This is a genomic window from Bradyrhizobium sp. BLXBL-01 (genome assembly GCF_051853025.1).
Lineage (GTDB): Bacteria > Pseudomonadota > Alphaproteobacteria > Rhizobiales > Xanthobacteraceae > Bradyrhizobium.
The window spans coordinates 2,781,441-2,798,018 of the sequence record NZ_CP182471.1 but is presented as its reverse complement, the minus strand read 5'-3'; the positions used below and the strand labels follow the sequence as shown (position 1 = coordinate 2,798,018).

At 63.2% G+C, this 16,578-nt stretch carries 18 protein-coding genes; 4 read left to right on the top strand and 14 right to left on the bottom strand.

Annotated features, from left to right (window positions below):
• Genes ACNJYA_RS12700 through ACNJYA_RS12690 form a run of 3 tightly spaced genes read left to right on the top strand, consistent with a single transcriptional unit; the run spans position 1 to position 3,617 of the window.
• Positions 1 to 1,536 carry a class I adenylate-forming enzyme family protein gene (locus ACNJYA_RS12700; RefSeq protein ID WP_439403011.1) on the top strand — a complete coding sequence of 512 codons (1,536 nt, stop codon included), beginning with the start codon at positions 1 to 3 and terminating at the stop codon, positions 1,534 to 1,536.
• Positions 1,533 to 2,621 (top strand): NAD/NADP octopine/nopaline dehydrogenase family protein, encoded by a 1,089-nt coding sequence (locus ACNJYA_RS12695; protein ID WP_439403010.1) that lies wholly within the window; start codon positions 1,533 to 1,535, stop codon positions 2,619 to 2,621. The genes ACNJYA_RS12700 and ACNJYA_RS12695 overlap by 4 nt, the downstream gene beginning before the upstream one ends.
• A gap of 3 nt (positions 2,622 to 2,624) precedes the next feature.
• A complete protein-coding gene (locus ACNJYA_RS12690; protein WP_439403009.1) occupies positions 2,625 to 3,617 on the top strand; it encodes a 3-hydroxybutyryl-CoA dehydrogenase in 993 nt (330 codons plus the stop codon).
• On the opposite strand, the gene ACNJYA_RS12685 is transcribed toward ACNJYA_RS12690, so the two are convergent.
• The 6 genes from ACNJYA_RS12685 to ACNJYA_RS12660 form a co-directional block, all read right to left on the bottom strand.
• On the bottom strand, positions 3,614 to 4,660 hold the full coding sequence (locus tag ACNJYA_RS12685; protein ID WP_247968388.1) for a peptidase M29: 1,047 nt from the start codon (positions 4,658 to 4,660) through the stop codon (positions 3,614 to 3,616). The two genes, ACNJYA_RS12690 and ACNJYA_RS12685, sit on opposite strands and share 4 nt — an antisense overlap.
• Positions 4,661 to 4,692: 32 nt before the next feature.
• Positions 4,693 to 5,457 (bottom strand): ABC transporter permease, encoded by a 765-nt coding sequence (locus ACNJYA_RS12680; RefSeq protein ID WP_439403438.1) that lies wholly within the window; start codon positions 5,455 to 5,457, stop codon positions 4,693 to 4,695.
• Positions 5,457 to 6,242 (bottom strand): ABC transporter permease, encoded by a 786-nt coding sequence (locus ACNJYA_RS12675; RefSeq protein WP_439403008.1) that lies wholly within the window; start codon positions 6,240 to 6,242, stop codon positions 5,457 to 5,459. Before ACNJYA_RS12675 ends, ACNJYA_RS12680 begins: the two co-directional genes overlap by 1 nt.
• Positions 6,239 to 7,084 carry an ABC transporter ATP-binding protein gene (locus ACNJYA_RS12670; RefSeq protein ID WP_439403437.1) on the bottom strand — a complete coding sequence of 282 codons (846 nt, stop codon included), beginning with the start codon at positions 7,082 to 7,084 and terminating at the stop codon, positions 6,239 to 6,241. The genes ACNJYA_RS12675 and ACNJYA_RS12670 overlap by 4 nt, the downstream gene beginning before the upstream one ends.
• Before the next feature lie 94 nt (positions 7,085 to 7,178).
• Entirely contained in the window at positions 7,179 to 8,873 is a 1,695-nt protein-coding gene (gene ilvD / locus ACNJYA_RS12665; protein ID WP_439403007.1) for a dihydroxy-acid dehydratase, read from the bottom strand.
• Between the two features lie 75 nt (positions 8,874 to 8,948).
• On the bottom strand, positions 8,949 to 9,932 hold the full coding sequence (locus tag ACNJYA_RS12660) for an ABC transporter substrate-binding protein (RefSeq protein ID WP_271505411.1): 984 nt from the start codon (positions 9,930 to 9,932) through the stop codon (positions 8,949 to 8,951).
• Positions 9,933 to 10,092: 160 nt separating this feature from the next.
• Between ACNJYA_RS12660 and ACNJYA_RS12655 the strand changes: the two genes are divergently transcribed.
• On the top strand, positions 10,093 to 11,010 hold the full coding sequence (locus ACNJYA_RS12655; protein WP_212255416.1) for an NAD(P)-dependent oxidoreductase: 918 nt from the start codon (positions 10,093 to 10,095) through the stop codon (positions 11,008 to 11,010).
• 6 nt (positions 11,011 to 11,016) lie between these two features.
• Here the strand turns inward: ACNJYA_RS12655 and ACNJYA_RS12650 are convergent, their stop codons facing one another.
• From ACNJYA_RS12650 to ACNJYA_RS12615, 8 genes are all read right to left on the bottom strand, one after another.
• On the bottom strand, positions 11,017 to 11,577 hold the full coding sequence (locus ACNJYA_RS12650) for a flavin reductase family protein (RefSeq protein ID WP_212255415.1): 561 nt from the start codon (positions 11,575 to 11,577) through the stop codon (positions 11,017 to 11,019).
• Between the two features lie 9 nt (positions 11,578 to 11,586).
• Positions 11,587 to 12,792, bottom strand: a complete 1,206-nt coding sequence (locus ACNJYA_RS12645; RefSeq protein ID WP_439403006.1) for an acyl-CoA dehydrogenase family protein — start codon at positions 12,790 to 12,792, stop codon at positions 11,587 to 11,589.
• 89 nt (positions 12,793 to 12,881) lie between these two features.
• Entirely contained in the window at positions 12,882 to 14,150 is a 1,269-nt protein-coding gene (locus ACNJYA_RS12640; RefSeq protein ID WP_439366524.1) for a CaiB/BaiF CoA transferase family protein, read from the bottom strand.
• Between the two features lie 214 nt (positions 14,151 to 14,364).
• The gene (locus tag ACNJYA_RS12635) at positions 14,365 to 14,793 is read right to left on the bottom strand and encodes a GNAT family N-acetyltransferase (RefSeq protein WP_439366523.1); all 429 of its coding nucleotides are present in this window, start codon (positions 14,791 to 14,793) and stop codon (positions 14,365 to 14,367) included.
• Between the two features lie 64 nt (positions 14,794 to 14,857).
• Positions 14,858 to 15,157 (bottom strand): hypothetical protein, encoded by a 300-nt coding sequence (locus tag ACNJYA_RS12630; RefSeq protein WP_439403005.1) that lies wholly within the window; start codon positions 15,155 to 15,157, stop codon positions 14,858 to 14,860.
• On the bottom strand, positions 15,154 to 15,537 hold the full coding sequence (locus ACNJYA_RS12625; RefSeq protein ID WP_439403004.1) for a hypothetical protein: 384 nt from the start codon (positions 15,535 to 15,537) through the stop codon (positions 15,154 to 15,156). The genes ACNJYA_RS12630 and ACNJYA_RS12625 overlap by 4 nt, the downstream gene beginning before the upstream one ends.
• Before the next feature lies 1 nt (position 15,538).
• A complete protein-coding gene (locus ACNJYA_RS12620; protein WP_439403003.1) occupies positions 15,539 to 15,769 on the bottom strand; it encodes a hypothetical protein in 231 nt (76 codons plus the stop codon).
• A complete protein-coding gene (locus ACNJYA_RS12615; protein WP_439403002.1) occupies positions 15,766 to 16,452 on the bottom strand; it encodes a hypothetical protein in 687 nt (228 codons plus the stop codon). The genes ACNJYA_RS12620 and ACNJYA_RS12615 overlap by 4 nt, the downstream gene beginning before the upstream one ends.
• Positions 16,453 to 16,578 lie beyond the last annotated feature (126 nt).

Genomic DNA, 16,578 nt, shown 5'->3' with positions numbered 1-16,578 from the left:
GTGGACCTCTGTAGCCTGATCGACCGCAACGCGGCGTTCGCGCCAGACAAGACGGCCATCGCCTTCGAAGGCAAGCGGCTGAGTTACGCGGCATTCGCCGCACGGATCGAACGGACCGCGACGGCCTTGAAGCGGGAGCTCGGCGTCGGCCGCGGCGATCGCGTCGCGATTCTAAGTCTGAACCGGCCGGAATATCTGGTTCTGCTGTACGCCTGTGCGCGGCTCGGCGCGATCCTGGTGCCGCTGAACTGGCGGCTGGCCGTCGCCGAGCAGCTATTCATTCTCGGAGATGCCGGCGCCAAGGTCCTGGTGCTCGAGCAGGCGTTTTCCGGAGTGCTTGCCGAGCTGGGGCAGACCGCGGTGGGCACATCCGTCGTCGGCCTCGATTTCACGCCGCCCCGCGGCACGACCTTCGAAGATTTGCTGGCCCGCGGTGACGGCACGAGCCGAAATCCGCACACCGACCTCTCCTGCCCGCTGCTCATCGTCTACACGTCAGGCACGACGGGACGGCCAAAGGGCGCGGTGCTGCGTCAGGAGGCGCTGTTCTGGAACGGCGTCATGAGCCAGCACATGCACAACATGACATCCGACGATCACGTGCTGACCGTGCTGCCGTTCTTCCACGTCGGAGGCCTCAACATCCAGACCACGCCCGCGCTCCAATTGGGCGCGACGGTCACGGTCCATGCGCGCTTCACGCCGGACGCCGCACTCGCGGCCATCGCAGGGGAACGGCCGACACTTACGGTGATGGTGCCTGCGATCCTCCAGGCGGTGAGCGAGCATCCCGCCTGGGCGACGGCTGATCTTTCCTCACTCAGGGCCGTTGCCACCGGTTCGACCATCGTGCCGCCGCACCTGATCGAGCGCTTCGTCGCGCGCGATGTCCCGGTGCTTCAGGTCTACGGCTCGACCGAAACCTGCCCGATCGCCGTCTACACGCGGCTTGGCGGCGATCTTTCGCGCAAGGGATCGACCGGCCTCGCCGGCCTGTGCTGCGAGGCAAAGGTGATCGACCAGGCCGGCAACGAGCTTCCCGCGGGCACGCCGGGCGAGATCGCGGTGCGTGGTCCCAACGTATTCTTCGAATATTGGGGCAACGAGGCCGCGACGCGCGAGGCGCTGCACGACGGCTGGTATCGCACCGGCGATATCGGCCTATGCGACGCCGACGGCTACTTCTGGGTCCGCGACCGGAAGAAGAACATGATCATTTCGGGCGGAGAAAACATCTACCCGGCCGAGATCGAGCGCGTCCTGCTCGAACACCCCGATGTCAGCGAATGCGCCGTGATCGGCCGGCCGGACCCGCGCTGGGACGAGGTGCCGATCGCCTATGTCATTGCGAGACCCGGCTGCAGGCTCGAAGCGGACGAATTGAAGACACATCTTCAGGCGCAGCTCGCACGCTACAAGGTTCCGCGCGAGATCGTCTTCGTCACCGACCTGCCGCGCACGGCGCTGGGCAAGGTCCAGCATTTCCTTCTGAAGCAGCTTGATACGCAATCGCGCGCCCAAGGAGAAACGTCTTGAAGATCGCGGTTCTGGGTGGTGGAAACGGCTCTTTCGCGGCCGCGGGCGATTTTGCGCTGTCGGGCCATGAGGTGCGGCTCTGGCGCCGCGATGCCGATCAGGTCGCGGCGCATCGCGCCGCCGGCTCGCGTGTCCTGGTCAAGGATCACAACGGCCGACACGAGGTGAAACTCGCGCTGGTCACGACCGACATGGCGGCCGCCGTCGCCGGCACGGAGTTGATCCTGTGCCCGGCTCCTGCCTTCGCGCAAGCAGATATCGCTCGCCGGCTCGCGCCGCATCTGCGCGACGGCCAGGTCATCTTTCTGCCACCGGCGACATTCGGCTCGATGATCTTCGCCCAGGCCGCGCGAGATGCCGGCAACCACGCCAAGGCCAGCTTTGCCGAAACGGGCACGCTTCCGTGGCTGACCCGCAAGCACGGACCGTTCGAGGTCGCAATCACCATCCGCGCCAAGCGGCTCCCGGTCGGCGTGTTCCCGTTTGACCGGGCGCCCCACGCGCTCGAAGTGATCGGAGGCGCTTTCCCAGACGCGATCGAGGCGTGCGGAGACGCGCTATCGGGCGCACTGATGAACGCAGGCCCGATTATTCATCCGCCATTGATCGTAATGAACGCAGGGCCGATCGAACATTTCGAGCGCTGGGACATTCACAAGGAAGGCACGCAAGCCGCGATCCGCCGGGTTACCGACGCGCTCGACGCCGAACGCATCGCAGTGCGCGAGGCACTCGGCTACGGCGCGCCACATTTTCCGCTCGCTCATCACTACGCGAAGGAAGGCGAGATCTGGATGTATGGCCGCGGCTCGCACGACCGGCTGACCGATTCCGGCGATTGGCGCGAACGGATCGTGCTGACCGAGCACCGCTACATGCGGGAGGATCTGCGGCTCGGGCTGTCTTTGCTGGTGTCTGTCGCCGGCCTCGCCGGCGTGGATACGCCGCTAGCCAAAGCATTTCTCTCGATCGGCGGAGCGGTCTGCGGCGAAGATTTTGCGCGCGGTGGCCGAACGCTCCAGACGCTCGGGCTCGGCGATCTCAGCAAGACTGAATTGCAGACCCTACTCCGCAATGGATTCTGATCGATGACGAATCGCGCCAATATCGCCTGTCTCGGCGCTGGCCGCATGGGCCGCGGCATCGCCGTTGCCTTCGCTTATGCAGGGCACAGCGTCACGATGATCGACATCAAGGCTCGGTCCACGGAGGACTTTGCCAAGCTCGAGGCGGACGCACTCGGCGAAGTCAGGAAGATCTTCGCCAGCCTGTCAAAGCTGGGGCTGCTGACCGAGGCAGACGTTGATCCGCTGATCGCGCGGGTCTCGGTGGTGCCGGCGAGCGAGAGCGGCGCAGCGTTGGCCGAAGCCGGCATGGTCTTCGAAGGCGTTCCTGAAGTTGTCGAGCTCAAGCGCGAAGTGCTGGCGGCCGCCTCGAGGCAGGTCGGTCCGGATACGATCATCGCGTCGACCACCTCGACCATCCTCGTCGATGATCTCTCCGGCGCGATCGTGAACCCGCGCCGATTTCTCAATGTGCATTGGCTCAACCCGGCCTATCTGATCCCGCTGGTCGAGGTTTCGCCCGGCAAGGCGACCGACCCGGCCGTCATCGACGAGGTCAAGACGCTGCTCGAAGGCATCGGGAAGGTGCCGGTGGTCTGTGCCGCCACACCGGGCTACATCGTCCCCCGCATCCAGGCGCTGGCGATGAACGAAGCTGCGCGCATGGTCGAAGAGGGCGTTGCCAGCGCCGAAGAGATCGACAAGGCGATCCGCTACGGCTTCGGCTTCCGCTACGCCGTGCTCGGCCTGCTCGAATTCATCGACTGGGGCGGCGGCGACATTCTCTACTACGCGAGCAGGTATCTGGAAGGCGCGCTCGGCAGCGAGCGCTACCGGGCGCCGGACGTCATTTCACGCAACATGCACGAAGGCCGGATTGGCCTGCGCACGGGCGCAGGCTTTCTCGATTATTCCGGGCTCGACGTCGACGCCTATCGCGCGAAACGGCTCCAGGCCATGGTCGACCTGCTCCGGCACTTCGGCCTGGCGCGCCCCCCGGTGCTCGACCGCAACTAGCCAAACACGTCCTGGAGCACGCCTTCGCGGACGACCGCAACGCCGTCGAGCTCGATGGTCGTTCCCATCATCGGCAGGTCGAAATGCCCCGCCGTGTAGCGCCCTGCAAATTCATTCGCGCCGGTCGAGAACAGGAAGTTGCCTGAGACGGCCCGGATTTCGGTGCCGTTGGTGTCGCGCTGGTCGTACATGGATAGCGCCTCATAGCGCGCACCGGGATTCATGCCGAAGCCGACATGCGAGACGGCATAGGCCTCGCGATCGCCCCAGGCGGCGAGATAAGCACGCATCATCGCGGCATCCGTGCCTTCGCCCTCCAGCTCGACGACATAATCGTCCTTTAGAGTCATCTTCACCGGAGACGTCAGGTATCGCTTGAAGGTCAGGTTGATGTCGCCCGGCGCCATCACCAGCGTGCCGTTGATGGTCCCGCTCTTGGGAAAGCTGACGACGATGCCACCCGGCCAATGCGCCAGCGTGCCGGGCTTGTCGGTCCAGCCCCACACACCGACCGTGGAAGCGCCGACCATGTCGACGTCGAGAGCGGTGCCTGCCTTCGAGGTGACACGCATGCGCTTGGTTCCGCGCAGCATCTTGGCCGCGGCACGAACACGCTTTTCGAGCGCGGAATCCGGCACCATGCGCTCCAGCGCTTCTGGATGCTCGTTGGAAATCACCAGGATCCGCGCGCCGGCTTTGAGGATCTCCGGCGTCTCGACCGCGTGCATCAAGCCTTCGATCGTGCAATCCACTACGAAGCCGGCCTGCTGAAGCGCGGTGATGACCGGGCCAAGCCGCTGGATCGCCTCACTCGCCCCGGTCGAGCGTACCGGGACGATATTCCGGTTACGCGGAGTTGGCATCACCACATGAAACGGACGCGCCCCCATGCGCAGCAGGGCCAGTTCCGCAAGATGCACGTTCAACGCACGCGACTGGGTTTCCGAGAGGATCGCGGCAGTATCGCCGGCTTTCACGGCGCAACGCTCGAAGATCTCGCAAAACGCGTCGATCCATTTTGCTTCGATGCGGTCAGCCAGCATGGTCCACTCCCGGTCTTCTGGATTCTTGTTTGTTACGCTTCGGGGAAGCCCCGGAGCAAGTACGAGCGCACGACCCCCAGCAGCCCGTTCAGGATCAAGCCCAGCAGCGAGATCGTGATCAGCGGCACGAACATGTCGACCGCCTGGAAGGTGCGGGCCGCAGTCACCAGCGCGTGCCCCAATCCGTCCGTCGACGTGATCATCTCGGCCAGAAACACCACGATGCAGGAAATGACAAGGCCGATCCGGCACCCGGTCAGGATGGACGGCATCGCCGCCGGCAGCACCACCTTGAAGAGAATTTCAAGGCGCGGCGTTCCCGCCGCCATGGCCGACCAGATCAGCTTCTGCTCGACGGTCGATGCACCGTAATAGGTCGAGAGCAGGATCGGGAAAAGAGCATCGGCAGCCACCAACGTAATCTTCGATCCGTGGCCAAATCCGAGCAGCAGCAGCAGTGCCGGATAGAGCGCGACCTTGGGCAAAGGCGCCAGAACGCGCACGATCGGCCGAACCACGGCGTTGATCGCCGGATTGGCGGCGGCGGCGATGCCGATGGTGACACCGAGCACGACAGCAATCGCGAAGCCGGCAAACAGCCTGATCAGGGTCGCCGCGATCTCGTGCTGGAACGTCGAAGTCACGAGTTGCTGGAGCAGCCGGCCGAAGACGAAGCCTGGCGGCGGCAGCAGAACTGCCGGCGCGAAGCCGAAGGACACCAAGCCTTGCCACAGCGCGATCACCAGTACGATCGGGGCGATCCCAAGAGCCACATTTGGGGAGAGAAACCCGGTCATCATGAGAAACTCAGCGGCATGTCGAACTGCGGCTCGGACCAGCGCACGAGCCTGGCGCGAACCCTTTCGAAAATCGCGTCGAGGCAGATTCCCATCGCCCCCACGATGATGATCATCGCAAAGACGGTGTCGTATTGGCCCATGTCGAGCGCGTTGAACAGGATGTTCCCGGCACCGGACTGACGGGCAATCATCTCGCTGGTGATCATCGTGATCAGCGCCAGCACCAATCCCGTACGACACCCCGTCAAAATTTCCGGCAGCGCCGCCGGCAGCACGATACGCACCAGGCGTTGCACCGGCGAGAGCCCCATCGCAGCGCCCGACCACAGCATCTTCTCTTCGACCGCCTTGGCGCCTTCGAAGCTGTGATAAATCACGGGCAGGCTGACGCCGAGAAAGATCACGAGCGTCTTCGTGATGTCGCCGACGCCCAGCCACAGCATGATGATCGGCATCAAGGCCGCCTTCGGCACCGGGTAGATCACCATCAGGAGCGGATTGAAGAAGGCCGCAACTGCACGGCTACGTCCCATCAGGAGGCCAAGTGGTATAGACACCAGCACGGCCGCGCCAAATCCCATCGCCATGCGCCGGAGCGAGGCCAGAATGTTGACTAGCGATTCCTTGTCACCAAGGATGCTTGGAATTGCTCTGATCGCTTCGATGGCCGGCGGAAAGCTGTCATTCTTCAACGCCAGTGACGCGACCTGCCACACCACCAGCAATCCGATGCAGGCGAGCACCGGGGCAGCGCGTCTGGTCATGCCGGCTGGCGACATCATGCGGGTGCCCCGGCTTCGTCGCTCTCGTCGAACATGCGCTCGATATCGACGACGTACTTCTGGTAACGCGGATCGAGCAACAGCTCGTTGCGGCGGCGCGGCCGCGGCAGGTCGATGTCGATGACCTGCCGGATCCGCCCGGGCGATTTCGACATCATGACAACCTTGTCCGAGAGGAAGACGGCTTCGTCGACCGAATGGGTGACGAACAGCACCGTCTTGCGGTCACGCTCCCAGATGTTCAGAAGATCGTTCTGCAGGCGCGTCCTGGTGTGAGCGTCGAGCGCGCCGAACGGCTCGTCCATCAGCAGCACTTCGGGATGGTAGGCCAGCGTCCGCGCCAGCGCCACGCGCTGCTTCATGCCGCCCGACAGTTCCTTGGGATAGAAGTTCTCGTAGCCCTTGAGGCCGACCATCTCGATCAAGGCCCGGCTCTGCGCTTCGGCCTCGGTGGCGCGAACCCCTTGCTGACGCGGCCCATACATCACGTTGCCGAGCACGGTCTTCCAGGGAAACAGCGCAAACTCCTGGAACACCGGTCCGCGATCCGGACCCGGCCCGGTGATCGCCTGCCCCTTCATCTTCGCCGCGCCGCTGGTCGGACTGACGAAGCCGCCGACGATGTAGAGCAGTGTCGACTTGCCGCAACCGGACGGGCCAAGGATGGAGACGAAAGCTCCCTCCTCGATCGTCAGCGAGATCTCCGAAAGCGCAACATGATCCTTGCGCGCGGAGGTCTGAAAGACCTGCGAGACGCGGTCGATCTCGATGATTGCGGAAGCCGGGTCTTGTTGCGTCACCGGTCTCACCCATTCGCTCGATCTCGCAGATACTACCGTCATCCCGCCTTCCGTCCCACTTGCACGAGGATTCAGCGGCACGAGCTTAGCAAGAAGCCTGCCAGACAGGCTGTCATTTTCACACCCGTGCGGTGCGTCATTCGAACCACGGCCATTCTGCCGGGCCTTCATGCGTCACGGCTCCGCCCGGCGCCTGCCCGACCAGCCGCGCATATTTTGCCAGCGCACCTGCACGGTGCCGTGGCGGGCGCGGCTTCCAATCGCGTCGCCGCGCGGCGAGCTCCTGTTCCTCGAGCAGGACATCCATCCGCCGATTTGCAGCATCAATCCGGATCCGGTCACCATTCCGGACGAGCGCCAGCGGACCGCCAACAAATGCCTCGGGGGACACGTAGCCGATGCACATCCCGCGGGTCGCACCGGAGAACCGGCCATCGGTGATCAGCGCCACTTTTTCACCCATGCCTTGCCCATAGATCAGTGCGGTGACGCCGAGCATCTCACGCATGCCGGGGCCGCCGACCGGCCCCTCATTGCGGATCATGAGAACCTCGCCCGCCTTGTAGCTGCGGTCACGAACAGCTGCGACGCAGGCTTCTTCATCCTCGAACACACGCGCCACGCCTTCGAAGAACTGGCTCTTCAAGCCCGCGACCTTGATCACCGCCCCATCGGGACAGAGGTTACCCTTCAGCACCGCGACGCCGCCGTCAGGCATGATCGGTGCGCGAGATGCGTACACCACCTCTCCGTCGGGCGCGTTGGCCGCACCGTACTCTTCGGCAAGTGTGCGGCCGGTGATGGACAAGCAGCCGCCATCGATATGACCGCTCTGGATCAGCTCGCGAATGATGACCGCAGCGCCGCCAATATCGTAGACATCCTTCGCGGTATACTTGCCTCCTGGGCGCAGATTGCCGATCAACGGCGTCCTGGCAAAGACCTCACCCACATCATCGATGCCAAATGCAATCCCGGCCTCATTCGCGATCGCCGGCAGATGCAGCGCGGCGTTGGTAGAGCCGCCCGTCGCCGCCACGATCGCCGCTCCGTTCTCCAGGGATTTCCGCGTCACGATGTCGCGCGGCAGCGGCCCGCCACGGTCCAGCATCTCCATGATCAGTCGGCCGGCGCGTCGCGAAATCTGCGCTCGCTCGGCATAGACGCCGGGCACCATGGAGACGTTGGGAATGGTCAGCCCCATCGCCTCCGATACCATGCCCATGGTGTTCGCGGTGAATTGGCCGGCGCACGCACCGATCGTGGGCAGACACGCGCGCTCGATCCGCTCGAGGGTGGCGCCGTCGATTTCGCCGGTCATGAAGCTGCCGACCGCCTCATAGGAATCGAGCACCGTCAGCGTACGTCCACCTACGCGGCCCGGCAGCGAGCTGCCGCCATAGATGAAAATTGAGGGCACGTTGCAGCGGACCATGCCCATCATCACGCCAGGAAGCGTCTTGTCGCATCCGCCGTATCCGATCAGCGCATCGTAGGCCAGCCCATGGACCACGGCTTCGATCGAATCGGCGATCAGCTCCCGCGAGAACAGGGAGAACTTCATCCCCTCATGATTCATGCTGATGCCGTCGGACACCGAAACGGTCGAGAACTCACGCGGTGTACCGCCGGCCTCCTCGATTCCAGTCTTGGCTGCAGCTACCTGGAAGTCATGGGTCATGTTGCAGGGCGTCTGCTCACCCTTCATGCTGACGATGCCCACCATCGGCTTCGCAATCGCGGCGTCGTCGAGCCCCATGGCGCGCATGAATGCACGATGCGGCGCGCGGTCGAGCCCATCCGTGGTGACCCGTGATCGCAACTTCTTCATATGTGCATCTTCTTCATGCAACGTCCCGGATGATCCGGAACGCCACGATGTTACGTTCAGTAGTTCGCCCCGCTTCTATTGCAGCGGCGCGACGATCGACGGATGCTTGAACTGTGCAACATCCAGCTTCGGCAGCATTCCGGTCTCTGCATAGATATCCAGCATCTTCTGGATCGCCGGGAAGTTCGGCGCCGCGCCCGGATCACGGCCGAAATCATTGTCCTTGAGCAGGTAGGTCTCAAGCACCGGGATGGGGGCTTTCAGCACTTCATTGACGACCTTGAGAGTCTCCTCGCGGTTCGCCAGTGCCTTCTTCATGCCCGAGGTAATATCGCGAACATAGGCCTTGACCAGCTCGGGGTTCTTGTCGACGAAATCGGCACGGCAGGCTTCCAGGATGTGCACGATGTTCGGCATGGCCTGGGAGAGCGAAAACAGCTTCCTTGTGCCGCCCTTTGCCTCCGCGCGCGCAGCAAACGGCTGGTTCATGTTGACCGCGTCGACGCGGCCTTGGCGCAGCGCGTCCTCGGAGACGGCAAAGCCGACCTCGACCAGCTTGATGTCCTTGGCCGGATCGACGCCATTCTGCTTCAAGAGCAGGTTGAACGGTCCTTGCGTGCCGCCACCGATCACGGAAATGCCGACCGTCTTGCCCTTGAGATCCGCGATCGTCTTGATGGGCGAGTCATCCATGACGGCCCAATAGACCGAAAAACCGCCGGGCATTTCGAAAACGTGTTGCGCCACGATGTAGGCTTTGAGATTGCCGCCGACGACACCGTTGGAGAGCGAGAGCGGCGCCTGGGTCGCGCAGTCCAGTGCACCGGCTGCCAAAGCCTGCGTCATCGGCGCGGTGCCCTGGAATTGGGTCCATTCGATGTTGTAGGTCTTGCCGAGATTGGGAAATTCGGCCGGCCTGCGCATCATCCAGTACTTGGACTCCTCCGCAGGGATGGTCCAGCCGACGCGGATCGTCTGCTGCCCCCATGATGGGCTTGCGCCCACGCTCACGGCTGCTGCCGCCCCCAAAGCCAGGATCCACTTCGAAACGGTTCGCATCGTGCCACTCCGCTGCTCCGGCGCCCGCTGGCGCCCCCAACCCGACCGCCTCAAATGTTTCATGGTTCAAACAATCAGGCAAGCCATGCGAGCTGGGCGGTTTTGCCGGCCGATGCGCGATGTATGGTAAAGCGGCGTCTGGGACAGAAGGAGGCAACCTATGGCTGATGAGAGCAAGGCAAACCCGCAAGGCACCGAGAAGCTCGGCTATCTCGGCCTGGGACTCATGGGAACGCCCATGACCCGACGCCTGCTCAAGGCCGGCTATCCAGTCGCTGTCTGGAACCGCTCGGAGGGCAAGGTGGCGCCGCTCGTCGAGTCCGGCGCCAAGCGTATGGTCACGCCCCGAGATCTCCTGGCGAGCTCGGATATCGTTTTCATGTGCGTGACGGATGCGGCGGCGGTCGAGGAGGTGATCTTCGGGCCCGAAGGTCTGGCAGCAGCCCCTGGCGCGGGCAAGCTTGTGGTCGACTTCTCGTCAATCCATCCGGACGCGGCGCGCGGCCTCGCAACGCGATTGAAGGACGCGAACGGTGCGGGCTGGATCGATGCGCCGGTGTCCGGGGGCACGAAGGGCGCCGAGGAAGGCACGCTCGCCATCATGGCGGGCGGAGAAGCGGGCGACATCGAGAGGGTGCGCCCCTATATGATGGCCATGGCGCGCAGGTTCACGCACATGGGCCCGCTCGGCGCCGGCCAGACCACAAAGCTGTGCAACCAGGTGATCGTCGGATGCGCAATGGCCGTGCTCGCGGAAGCAACACGCCTTGCCGTGAACGCCGGAATTGACGCCAACCGATTGCCCGAGGCGCTCGCCGGCGGCTTTGCGGATTCCATCCCGCTCCAGCTGTTCGTGCCGCGGATGGTCAGGGGCATTCACACCCCGCCGCTCGGCCACATCGCCACGATGCTCAAGGACCTTGATACGGTGGCCGATGTTGCACAGGCGACATCGACGCCGGTACCGATGGCCGCGCTTGCCGGACAGCTTTTCAGGCTGGCGAAGGCCGCGCGAGGTGCCGACGCGGACGCGCTGGAGATCTACAAGCTTTCGGCGGCAGAGCGCAAAGCTGTCTAGGGGGCGTTACGGCACGTTCTTCTTATCGTCGGCCATGAAGCGGCCGAATGCCCCTCGCGCAAAGAGCAGCGGCTCCTTCGCATTGTAGGTGTATGCCTCGACCGCGCCGAGAAAGATCACGTGGTCACCGCCATAATAGCGATTCACGGAGCGGCATTGAAAGTTGGCGACGCTCTCGGCGAGCACTGGCGCGTTGCCGAGGCCGGGGGTCCAGTCGACGCCGGTGAACTTGTCGTCCGACGATTTTGCGAATTTGTTCGCAAGCGCCTGTTGCGAAGCGCCGAGAACGTTGACGCTGAAATGGCTGGCGTTCTGGAAGATGGTCAGGCTGGAGGAATAGACGACGAGGCTCCACAGAACCAGCGGCGGATTCAGCGAGACCGAGGCGAACGAATTGCAGGTCAACCCGTACGGCTTGCCGTCAGGCGCCGCCGCCGTGATGATCGTCACGCCTGTTGCGTAGGTTCCGAGCGCGTTGCGAAAGTCGCGAGGATCGATCTGCGAGCTGTCGCTCGCGAACTCGTTGGCGGGATCTGGAGCGCGGGGATGCTTCGGCAGATCATTCATCGGCCGGCCTCACAGCGTGAGATTCTCGGAGGGCAGGCCGAGCGCCACCCGTCCGTAGTTGGTTCCGGCCGCATCGAAGTTGAATGCGAGATGTGAGTTGATCGCGTGAGCATCGCGGAACTGCCGCTGTAACACGCCGCTCGTGAACAGACCACGCGCGCCGCTGGCGGCAAACAGCATCGAGACCGCGTCCGTGCACAAATTCACGGAAAAGGATCCGTCACGGCGATATCTGGTCTTGGTCGCCATGTCAGGTATTTGGCCGCCCCGTGCATCCTCCATGGCATCAAGGCAGGCCGACCGCATGATCAGGCGCGCGGCGTCGATCTTGGCAGAAGCCTCGGCGATCTTGATCTGCGTGCTTTGAAAATCGCTCAGCTTGGCGCGGTTGTAGGTCGAAACGCGATGACGCGCGACCTCCGTGTAATCGTCGAGGCACGCCTGTGCATTCCCCAGCGCGACACCGGAGAGGACGTAAGGAAACAGTGAGAAGACCGGCAGCGCATACAGCGGATTCGGATTGACCGCGCTTCCCGGCGTCGGGCCACCTGAGAGGTCCCCTACGGCGACCGTCATATGGTCAGCCACGAAGGTATCCCTGACCTCGACGTCGCAAGATCCTGTCCCGCGCAGTCCGGCGACGTTCCAGGTGTCCAGCACCTTGTAATCGCCGCTCGGTAGCAGAAAGATTCGATACTCGATGCCGTCGGCATCGTCGTCGGAATAGACCACGCTCGCAAGCATATTCCAGTCGCAGGAGGCAACGCCCGAGGAGAATGGCCAGCTACCGTGCAACTGGTATCCGCCTTTGACCCGCGTCGCGCGTCCGGCGGGAAAGATGAACGAGGATGCGATCAAAGTATCCGGATTGCGGCCCCAGACCAGATCCTGCGCCCTTTGCTCGAACATGCCGAGCATCCAGTGATGGCTTGCCAGGTTGGCGAGATTCCAGGCGACCGACGCATCCGCCTGCCCGAGCAGCTCGGCGCAATCGACCAGAGCGACATAGTCGAGCTCAGCGCCGCCAATCCGGGCCGGCTGGAGCATCCGGAACAGGCCGGCGTCGTGGAGATCCTTTTCGGTTTCCGGAGGAAGATGCCGCAGCTCCTCGGTCCGCGCCGCTCGCTCACGCAATTGCGGCAGGAGCGCCCGAGCCCTCGCGATCATTGACGCATAGACCTCTCCGCCGGCTTGCAGGCCTGCGGGCTGCGTCATGCTCGGCTCCTGGCCAGGCGCCATTCGTGTCCCTCGCTTTCACTCATTTATGCGGCGGTACCTTTGCCAAATCAAGCCGAGCCAGTGCCTCAAGTCGACTTCGGAGGCTTGACCGCGCCAAAGGCGCCCTTTTCGGCAAAATCCGCGATCCGACGCTCGTCGTAGCCGAGCGTATCCTGCAGGACCTGCATCGTATGTTGACCCAACAGAGGTGCCGCGACGGGATCGACCGCGCCCGTCAAACTCATTGTGATCGGCGGCTCGATATTGGGCACCCATTCCGCTGTCGGGTGCGGGATCCGGTTCACGCGATGACGCTCGCGAGCCTCGGGGGCGTTGAAGCCCTCCTCGACCGTCCGGAGATAGCCGACCGGGATATTGGCCAGCTTCATCTTCGCCATCCAGTTTTCGAGCGTATCGCTGGCGAAGACTTCGGCAATAGCTGTCCGCAGGCGCTCCTTGTTCTCCGAACGGGCTTTGCGCGTCGCAAACTGCGGATCGGTGATAAGATCGGGCCGATTCAGCACCTCGACCACGAGCCGGCGGTAGAGCCGGTCGTTGGCGCAGGCCATGTAGAGCGGTCCGTCTGAGGCCTCGTACACGCCGACGGTGGGAGACCCGCTCGGCGAATTGCCGAACCGGCCGGGATTTTCGCCGTTGATGAGGTAGGCCATGCCATAAAATCCGGTCATCCCCATCGCGACATCGAACAGCGCGACTTCGACACGTTGGCCACGACCGAGCCGCTCCCGCGCCAGGAGCGCCAGCAGGATGGCATTGCAGGCGGACATCCCCGTCGCCATGTCGACGATGGGCGGGCCGGTGCGAACCGCCGGGCCGTCGGCAAATCCGTTGAGCGACATGAAGCCGCTTTCCGCCTGCGTGATCGGATCGAAGCCTGGCCGCGAGGCAAACGGTCCGCTGCGCCCGTAGGCGGAGATCGAGCAATAGACCAGCCGCGGGTTGAGCGGTGCAACCGACTCATAGTCGAGCCCGAACTTCTTCATGACCCCGCTCGAAAAATTCTCCACGACCACATCTGCCTTGCGGATCAGATCCAGCGCGACCTCGCGCGCCTCCGGCACGGCAAGATCGAGCGCGATGCCGCGCTTGTTGCGGTTCAGGCTGAGAAAGGCGGCGCTCTCGCCTCCAATCTCCGCGTGCTCATAGGCACGCGTGTCGTCGCCGCCATCGGGATTCTCGATCTTGATGACGTGCGCACCGTAATCGGCGAGCGTCTGGGTGCAGGCCGGACCGGCCACCACGCGTGTGAAATCGACGACCAATAGACCATCGAGCGCGGTCGGGCCTCCCGTCCCTTGCGAGGCACGTACCGGCAATTGAGGCTTGGTGGGCATCGATCGCGCTCTCCCTTACATCGGCTTATGACCGCCGAATTTCCTGCAAGAGCAAACTTAAAGCCCGGCGCCACCGACTTCGCAAGTGCCACGCCGGCATCGCTTCAATACGCAAAAAGGACCCGGCAGCCCCAGGCTGCCGGGTCCTCGGACATTCCCGACACGCGCTCGCCGTTCGACCGATAAACGGCGCGTTCCGTGCGGTGGCAAATGCTCAGTGCAGAAACTTCCGCCAATAGAGCGAATGCGTCCAGGCCCAAGCGGTCTCGGGCTCGAACAGCCGATAGCCCGCCTGGATGAAGTTGTTCGCCGATACCGGGTTGTCCGTCGTGTCAGAGACGATGCTGTCCCATCCGATACGCCGCCCCCTGGCTTCGACTACAGCCATCAATCTGCGCTGAAGGCCGCGTCCCCGATACCGTTGCAACACCCCAACTCTGGAGAAATAGCCGCCGTTTCGAACGTGCGTCGAGGGAACAACCCCGGCGAAGGCAACGGCGTCCTCGTGGTGATAAGCCAGCCACCAGGCGCCAACGTCGAACGTGGGCATCGCCGCAGCATCGAAGAACGTGAGCCGATGGAGATCGGCCAGGGTCTCGGCAACGTCGTCATCGAACGCATCGACGATACGGATTCTGTACATGAGCGACTCGTTGGGCAGCAGATCATGATCGGGCGCGGAGCGACGTTTCCGCCGCCATGAAGGCTCATTTGCCCAGCATGACCTTGACACCAAGCCAGACGGCACCCATGAGACCGGAGGCAATGACTGTGATCACCGCTTTAAAGGTGTAGGTCTGGGCCTGCTCCACGCTCTTTCGCCATCGCCGCAGGTGCTGAAAATCGGCTCGCAGCTCCTTTCGGTCGTCATCTTCGATGCCGAAAGAAGCCAGCACCGAGGCGACCGCCTTCAACACAATCGCGTCGATGCTCTCCTGCTGGAGCCTGTGCTGCTCGGCCAGCGTCTCGGCCACAATGGCCCTGATCTCGTCGTCCGGCATCTTCATCGCTTGATGATCCTTGCGACATTCTCGAAGCCGCGCTTGGCGAAATAGAACGAGACCACAAGATTGGCGGTGATCGCCGCAAATCCCGCCAGAGCGTCCGTGGAGCCCAATCCGAGAACCTTGTCCCAGACCAGAAGCTTTGCGAAATAGAGCGCGACGCAATAACCCATCAGCTTGTCCGGCTCGTACCAGTGCCCGATCTCGGCAATCCGGTATCGCATGATGGCGTCGGCCTCGGCCGTCTGCGAAGCGATCTCGCCAGCCGCCAAATCAGCCGCAATCTTGGTATCGACATTGCCGGCCTTGAGCTTGGCCTGGTAGGCGTCGATCAGGCCCTTGATGACGGGCCCGCCGAGGAAGCCGAGGATGGTCATCCACATCTTAGAGCGTCCGGCGCCGGGCAATCTCGGTCAACACGCCCGCAGTCGCGACCGCGAGCAGCATCTTGAACGCAGAATTTGCGTCCATGCTCGTGAGTTGCGTGAAATCGTAGCCGGAGAACGCCGCGATCAGGCCGGCGCCGAGCACTCCCAGAACGTACTGAATGCGAGCCCAGAGGATCGTTACGGAATCTTTGAACCAGGCCTTAACCTTGTCGAACGCGATGGTCATGACTTCCTCTTGGAGATGACATTGAAGATGCTGGCGATGAACGCGCCGATGGAGCCTTTGGAGGGAGTGGCTATGGAAGGCATGTGCGGTGCCTGCGGCGTCGATGACGTGACCTTGGCGCCGGTGAACGTGATGGTGGGATCGATCGCCATCATTGAGAGCAGCATCGCAACGCATCCGAGCTGCTGGTCGACATGGCCCGGATCATAGACCCCATCGCGTACGTATTTGCCGGACTTGTATTGACTGGTGCCCGCCCACAGGTACGGGCTCGGAACGCCCTTGCTGGCGTAACCGAGACCGTTGTACATCTCCAATGCGATCAGAACGCCGGCGAGCGACCAGTCCTTGCGCTTCGCAAGATGCGGATGGCAATTGAGCAGCGCATCGATCGCCGCCTCTTCCCACGAGTTGAACGGACCTCGGCCCTCCGGCACGTGAACCGAGACCCTGTTCCAGGGATCGCCTTGAGCCAGGGAACGGCCCCAATTCTGGGACGATTCCCGCTCGTGGATGACGGCGATGACGGGCCATGGGACACCGGTTTTCGCTTCCACAGCCCGGTATCGGGCCTTGGCAGCCACCAGCGACTTGGCGACTTTGTCGCTTATGACTTTCCGGGTGAGCTTGGCTTGCTCCCAGCGCCGTAGGTTCGCCCGAGTGAGGGCGTCGAAGTCTACCATTGGCAGATCCTTTCGGTTGCCGTTGATCTATCGGGGGTTGTGGGTGTAGAATTCCTGGAAGGACGAAATGCTCAAACGCTCGGCCCACACATGCGGTTTTTGGATAGGAAAGACTTCTTCACTCTT

Bases quoted from the DNA above. Each gene is read 5' to 3' on its own strand.
- ACNJYA_RS12690 (WP_439403009.1), top strand. From the start codon at position 2,625: ATGACGAATCGCGCCAATATCGCCTGTCTCGGCGCTGGCCGCATGGGC.
- ACNJYA_RS12685 (WP_247968388.1), bottom strand. From the start codon at position 4,660: ATGCTGGCTGACCGCATCGAAGCAAAATGGATCGACGCGTTTTGCGAG.
- ACNJYA_RS12680 (WP_439403438.1), bottom strand. From the start codon at position 5,457: ATGACCGGGTTTCTCTCCCCAAATGTGGCTCTTGGGATCGCCCCGATC.
- ACNJYA_RS12675 (WP_439403008.1), bottom strand. From the start codon at position 6,242: ATGATGTCGCCAGCCGGCATGACCAGACGCGCTGCCCCGGTGCTCGCC.
- ACNJYA_RS12670 (WP_439403437.1), bottom strand. From the start codon at position 7,084: ATGACGGTAGTATCTGCGAGATCGAGCGAATGGGTGAGACCGGTGACG.
- ilvD (WP_439403007.1), bottom strand. From the start codon at position 8,873: ATGAAGAAGTTGCGATCACGGGTCACCACGGATGGGCTCGACCGCGCG.
- ACNJYA_RS12660 (WP_271505411.1), bottom strand. From the start codon at position 9,932: ATGCGAACCGTTTCGAAGTGGATCCTGGCTTTGGGGGCGGCAGCAGCC.
- ACNJYA_RS12655 (WP_212255416.1), top strand. From the start codon at position 10,093: ATGGCTGATGAGAGCAAGGCAAACCCGCAAGGCACCGAGAAGCTCGGC.
- ACNJYA_RS12650 (WP_212255415.1), bottom strand. From the start codon at position 11,577: ATGAATGATCTGCCGAAGCATCCCCGCGCTCCAGATCCCGCCAACGAG.
- ACNJYA_RS12645 (WP_439403006.1), bottom strand. From the start codon at position 12,792: ATGACGCAGCCCGCAGGCCTGCAAGCCGGCGGAGAGGTCTATGCGTCA.
- ACNJYA_RS12640 (WP_439366524.1), bottom strand. From the start codon at position 14,150: ATGCCCACCAAGCCTCAATTGCCGGTACGTGCCTCGCAAGGGACGGGA.
- ACNJYA_RS12635 (WP_439366523.1), bottom strand. From the start codon at position 14,793: ATGTACAGAATCCGTATCGTCGATGCGTTCGATGACGACGTTGCCGAG.
- ACNJYA_RS12630 (WP_439403005.1), bottom strand. From the start codon at position 15,157: ATGAAGATGCCGGACGACGAGATCAGGGCCATTGTGGCCGAGACGCTG.
- ACNJYA_RS12625 (WP_439403004.1), bottom strand. From the start codon at position 15,537: ATGTGGATGACCATCCTCGGCTTCCTCGGCGGGCCCGTCATCAAGGGC.
- ACNJYA_RS12620 (WP_439403003.1), bottom strand. From the start codon at position 15,769: ATGACCATCGCGTTCGACAAGGTTAAGGCCTGGTTCAAAGATTCCGTA.
- ACNJYA_RS12615 (WP_439403002.1), bottom strand. From the start codon at position 16,452: ATGGTAGACTTCGACGCCCTCACTCGGGCGAACCTACGGCGCTGGGAG.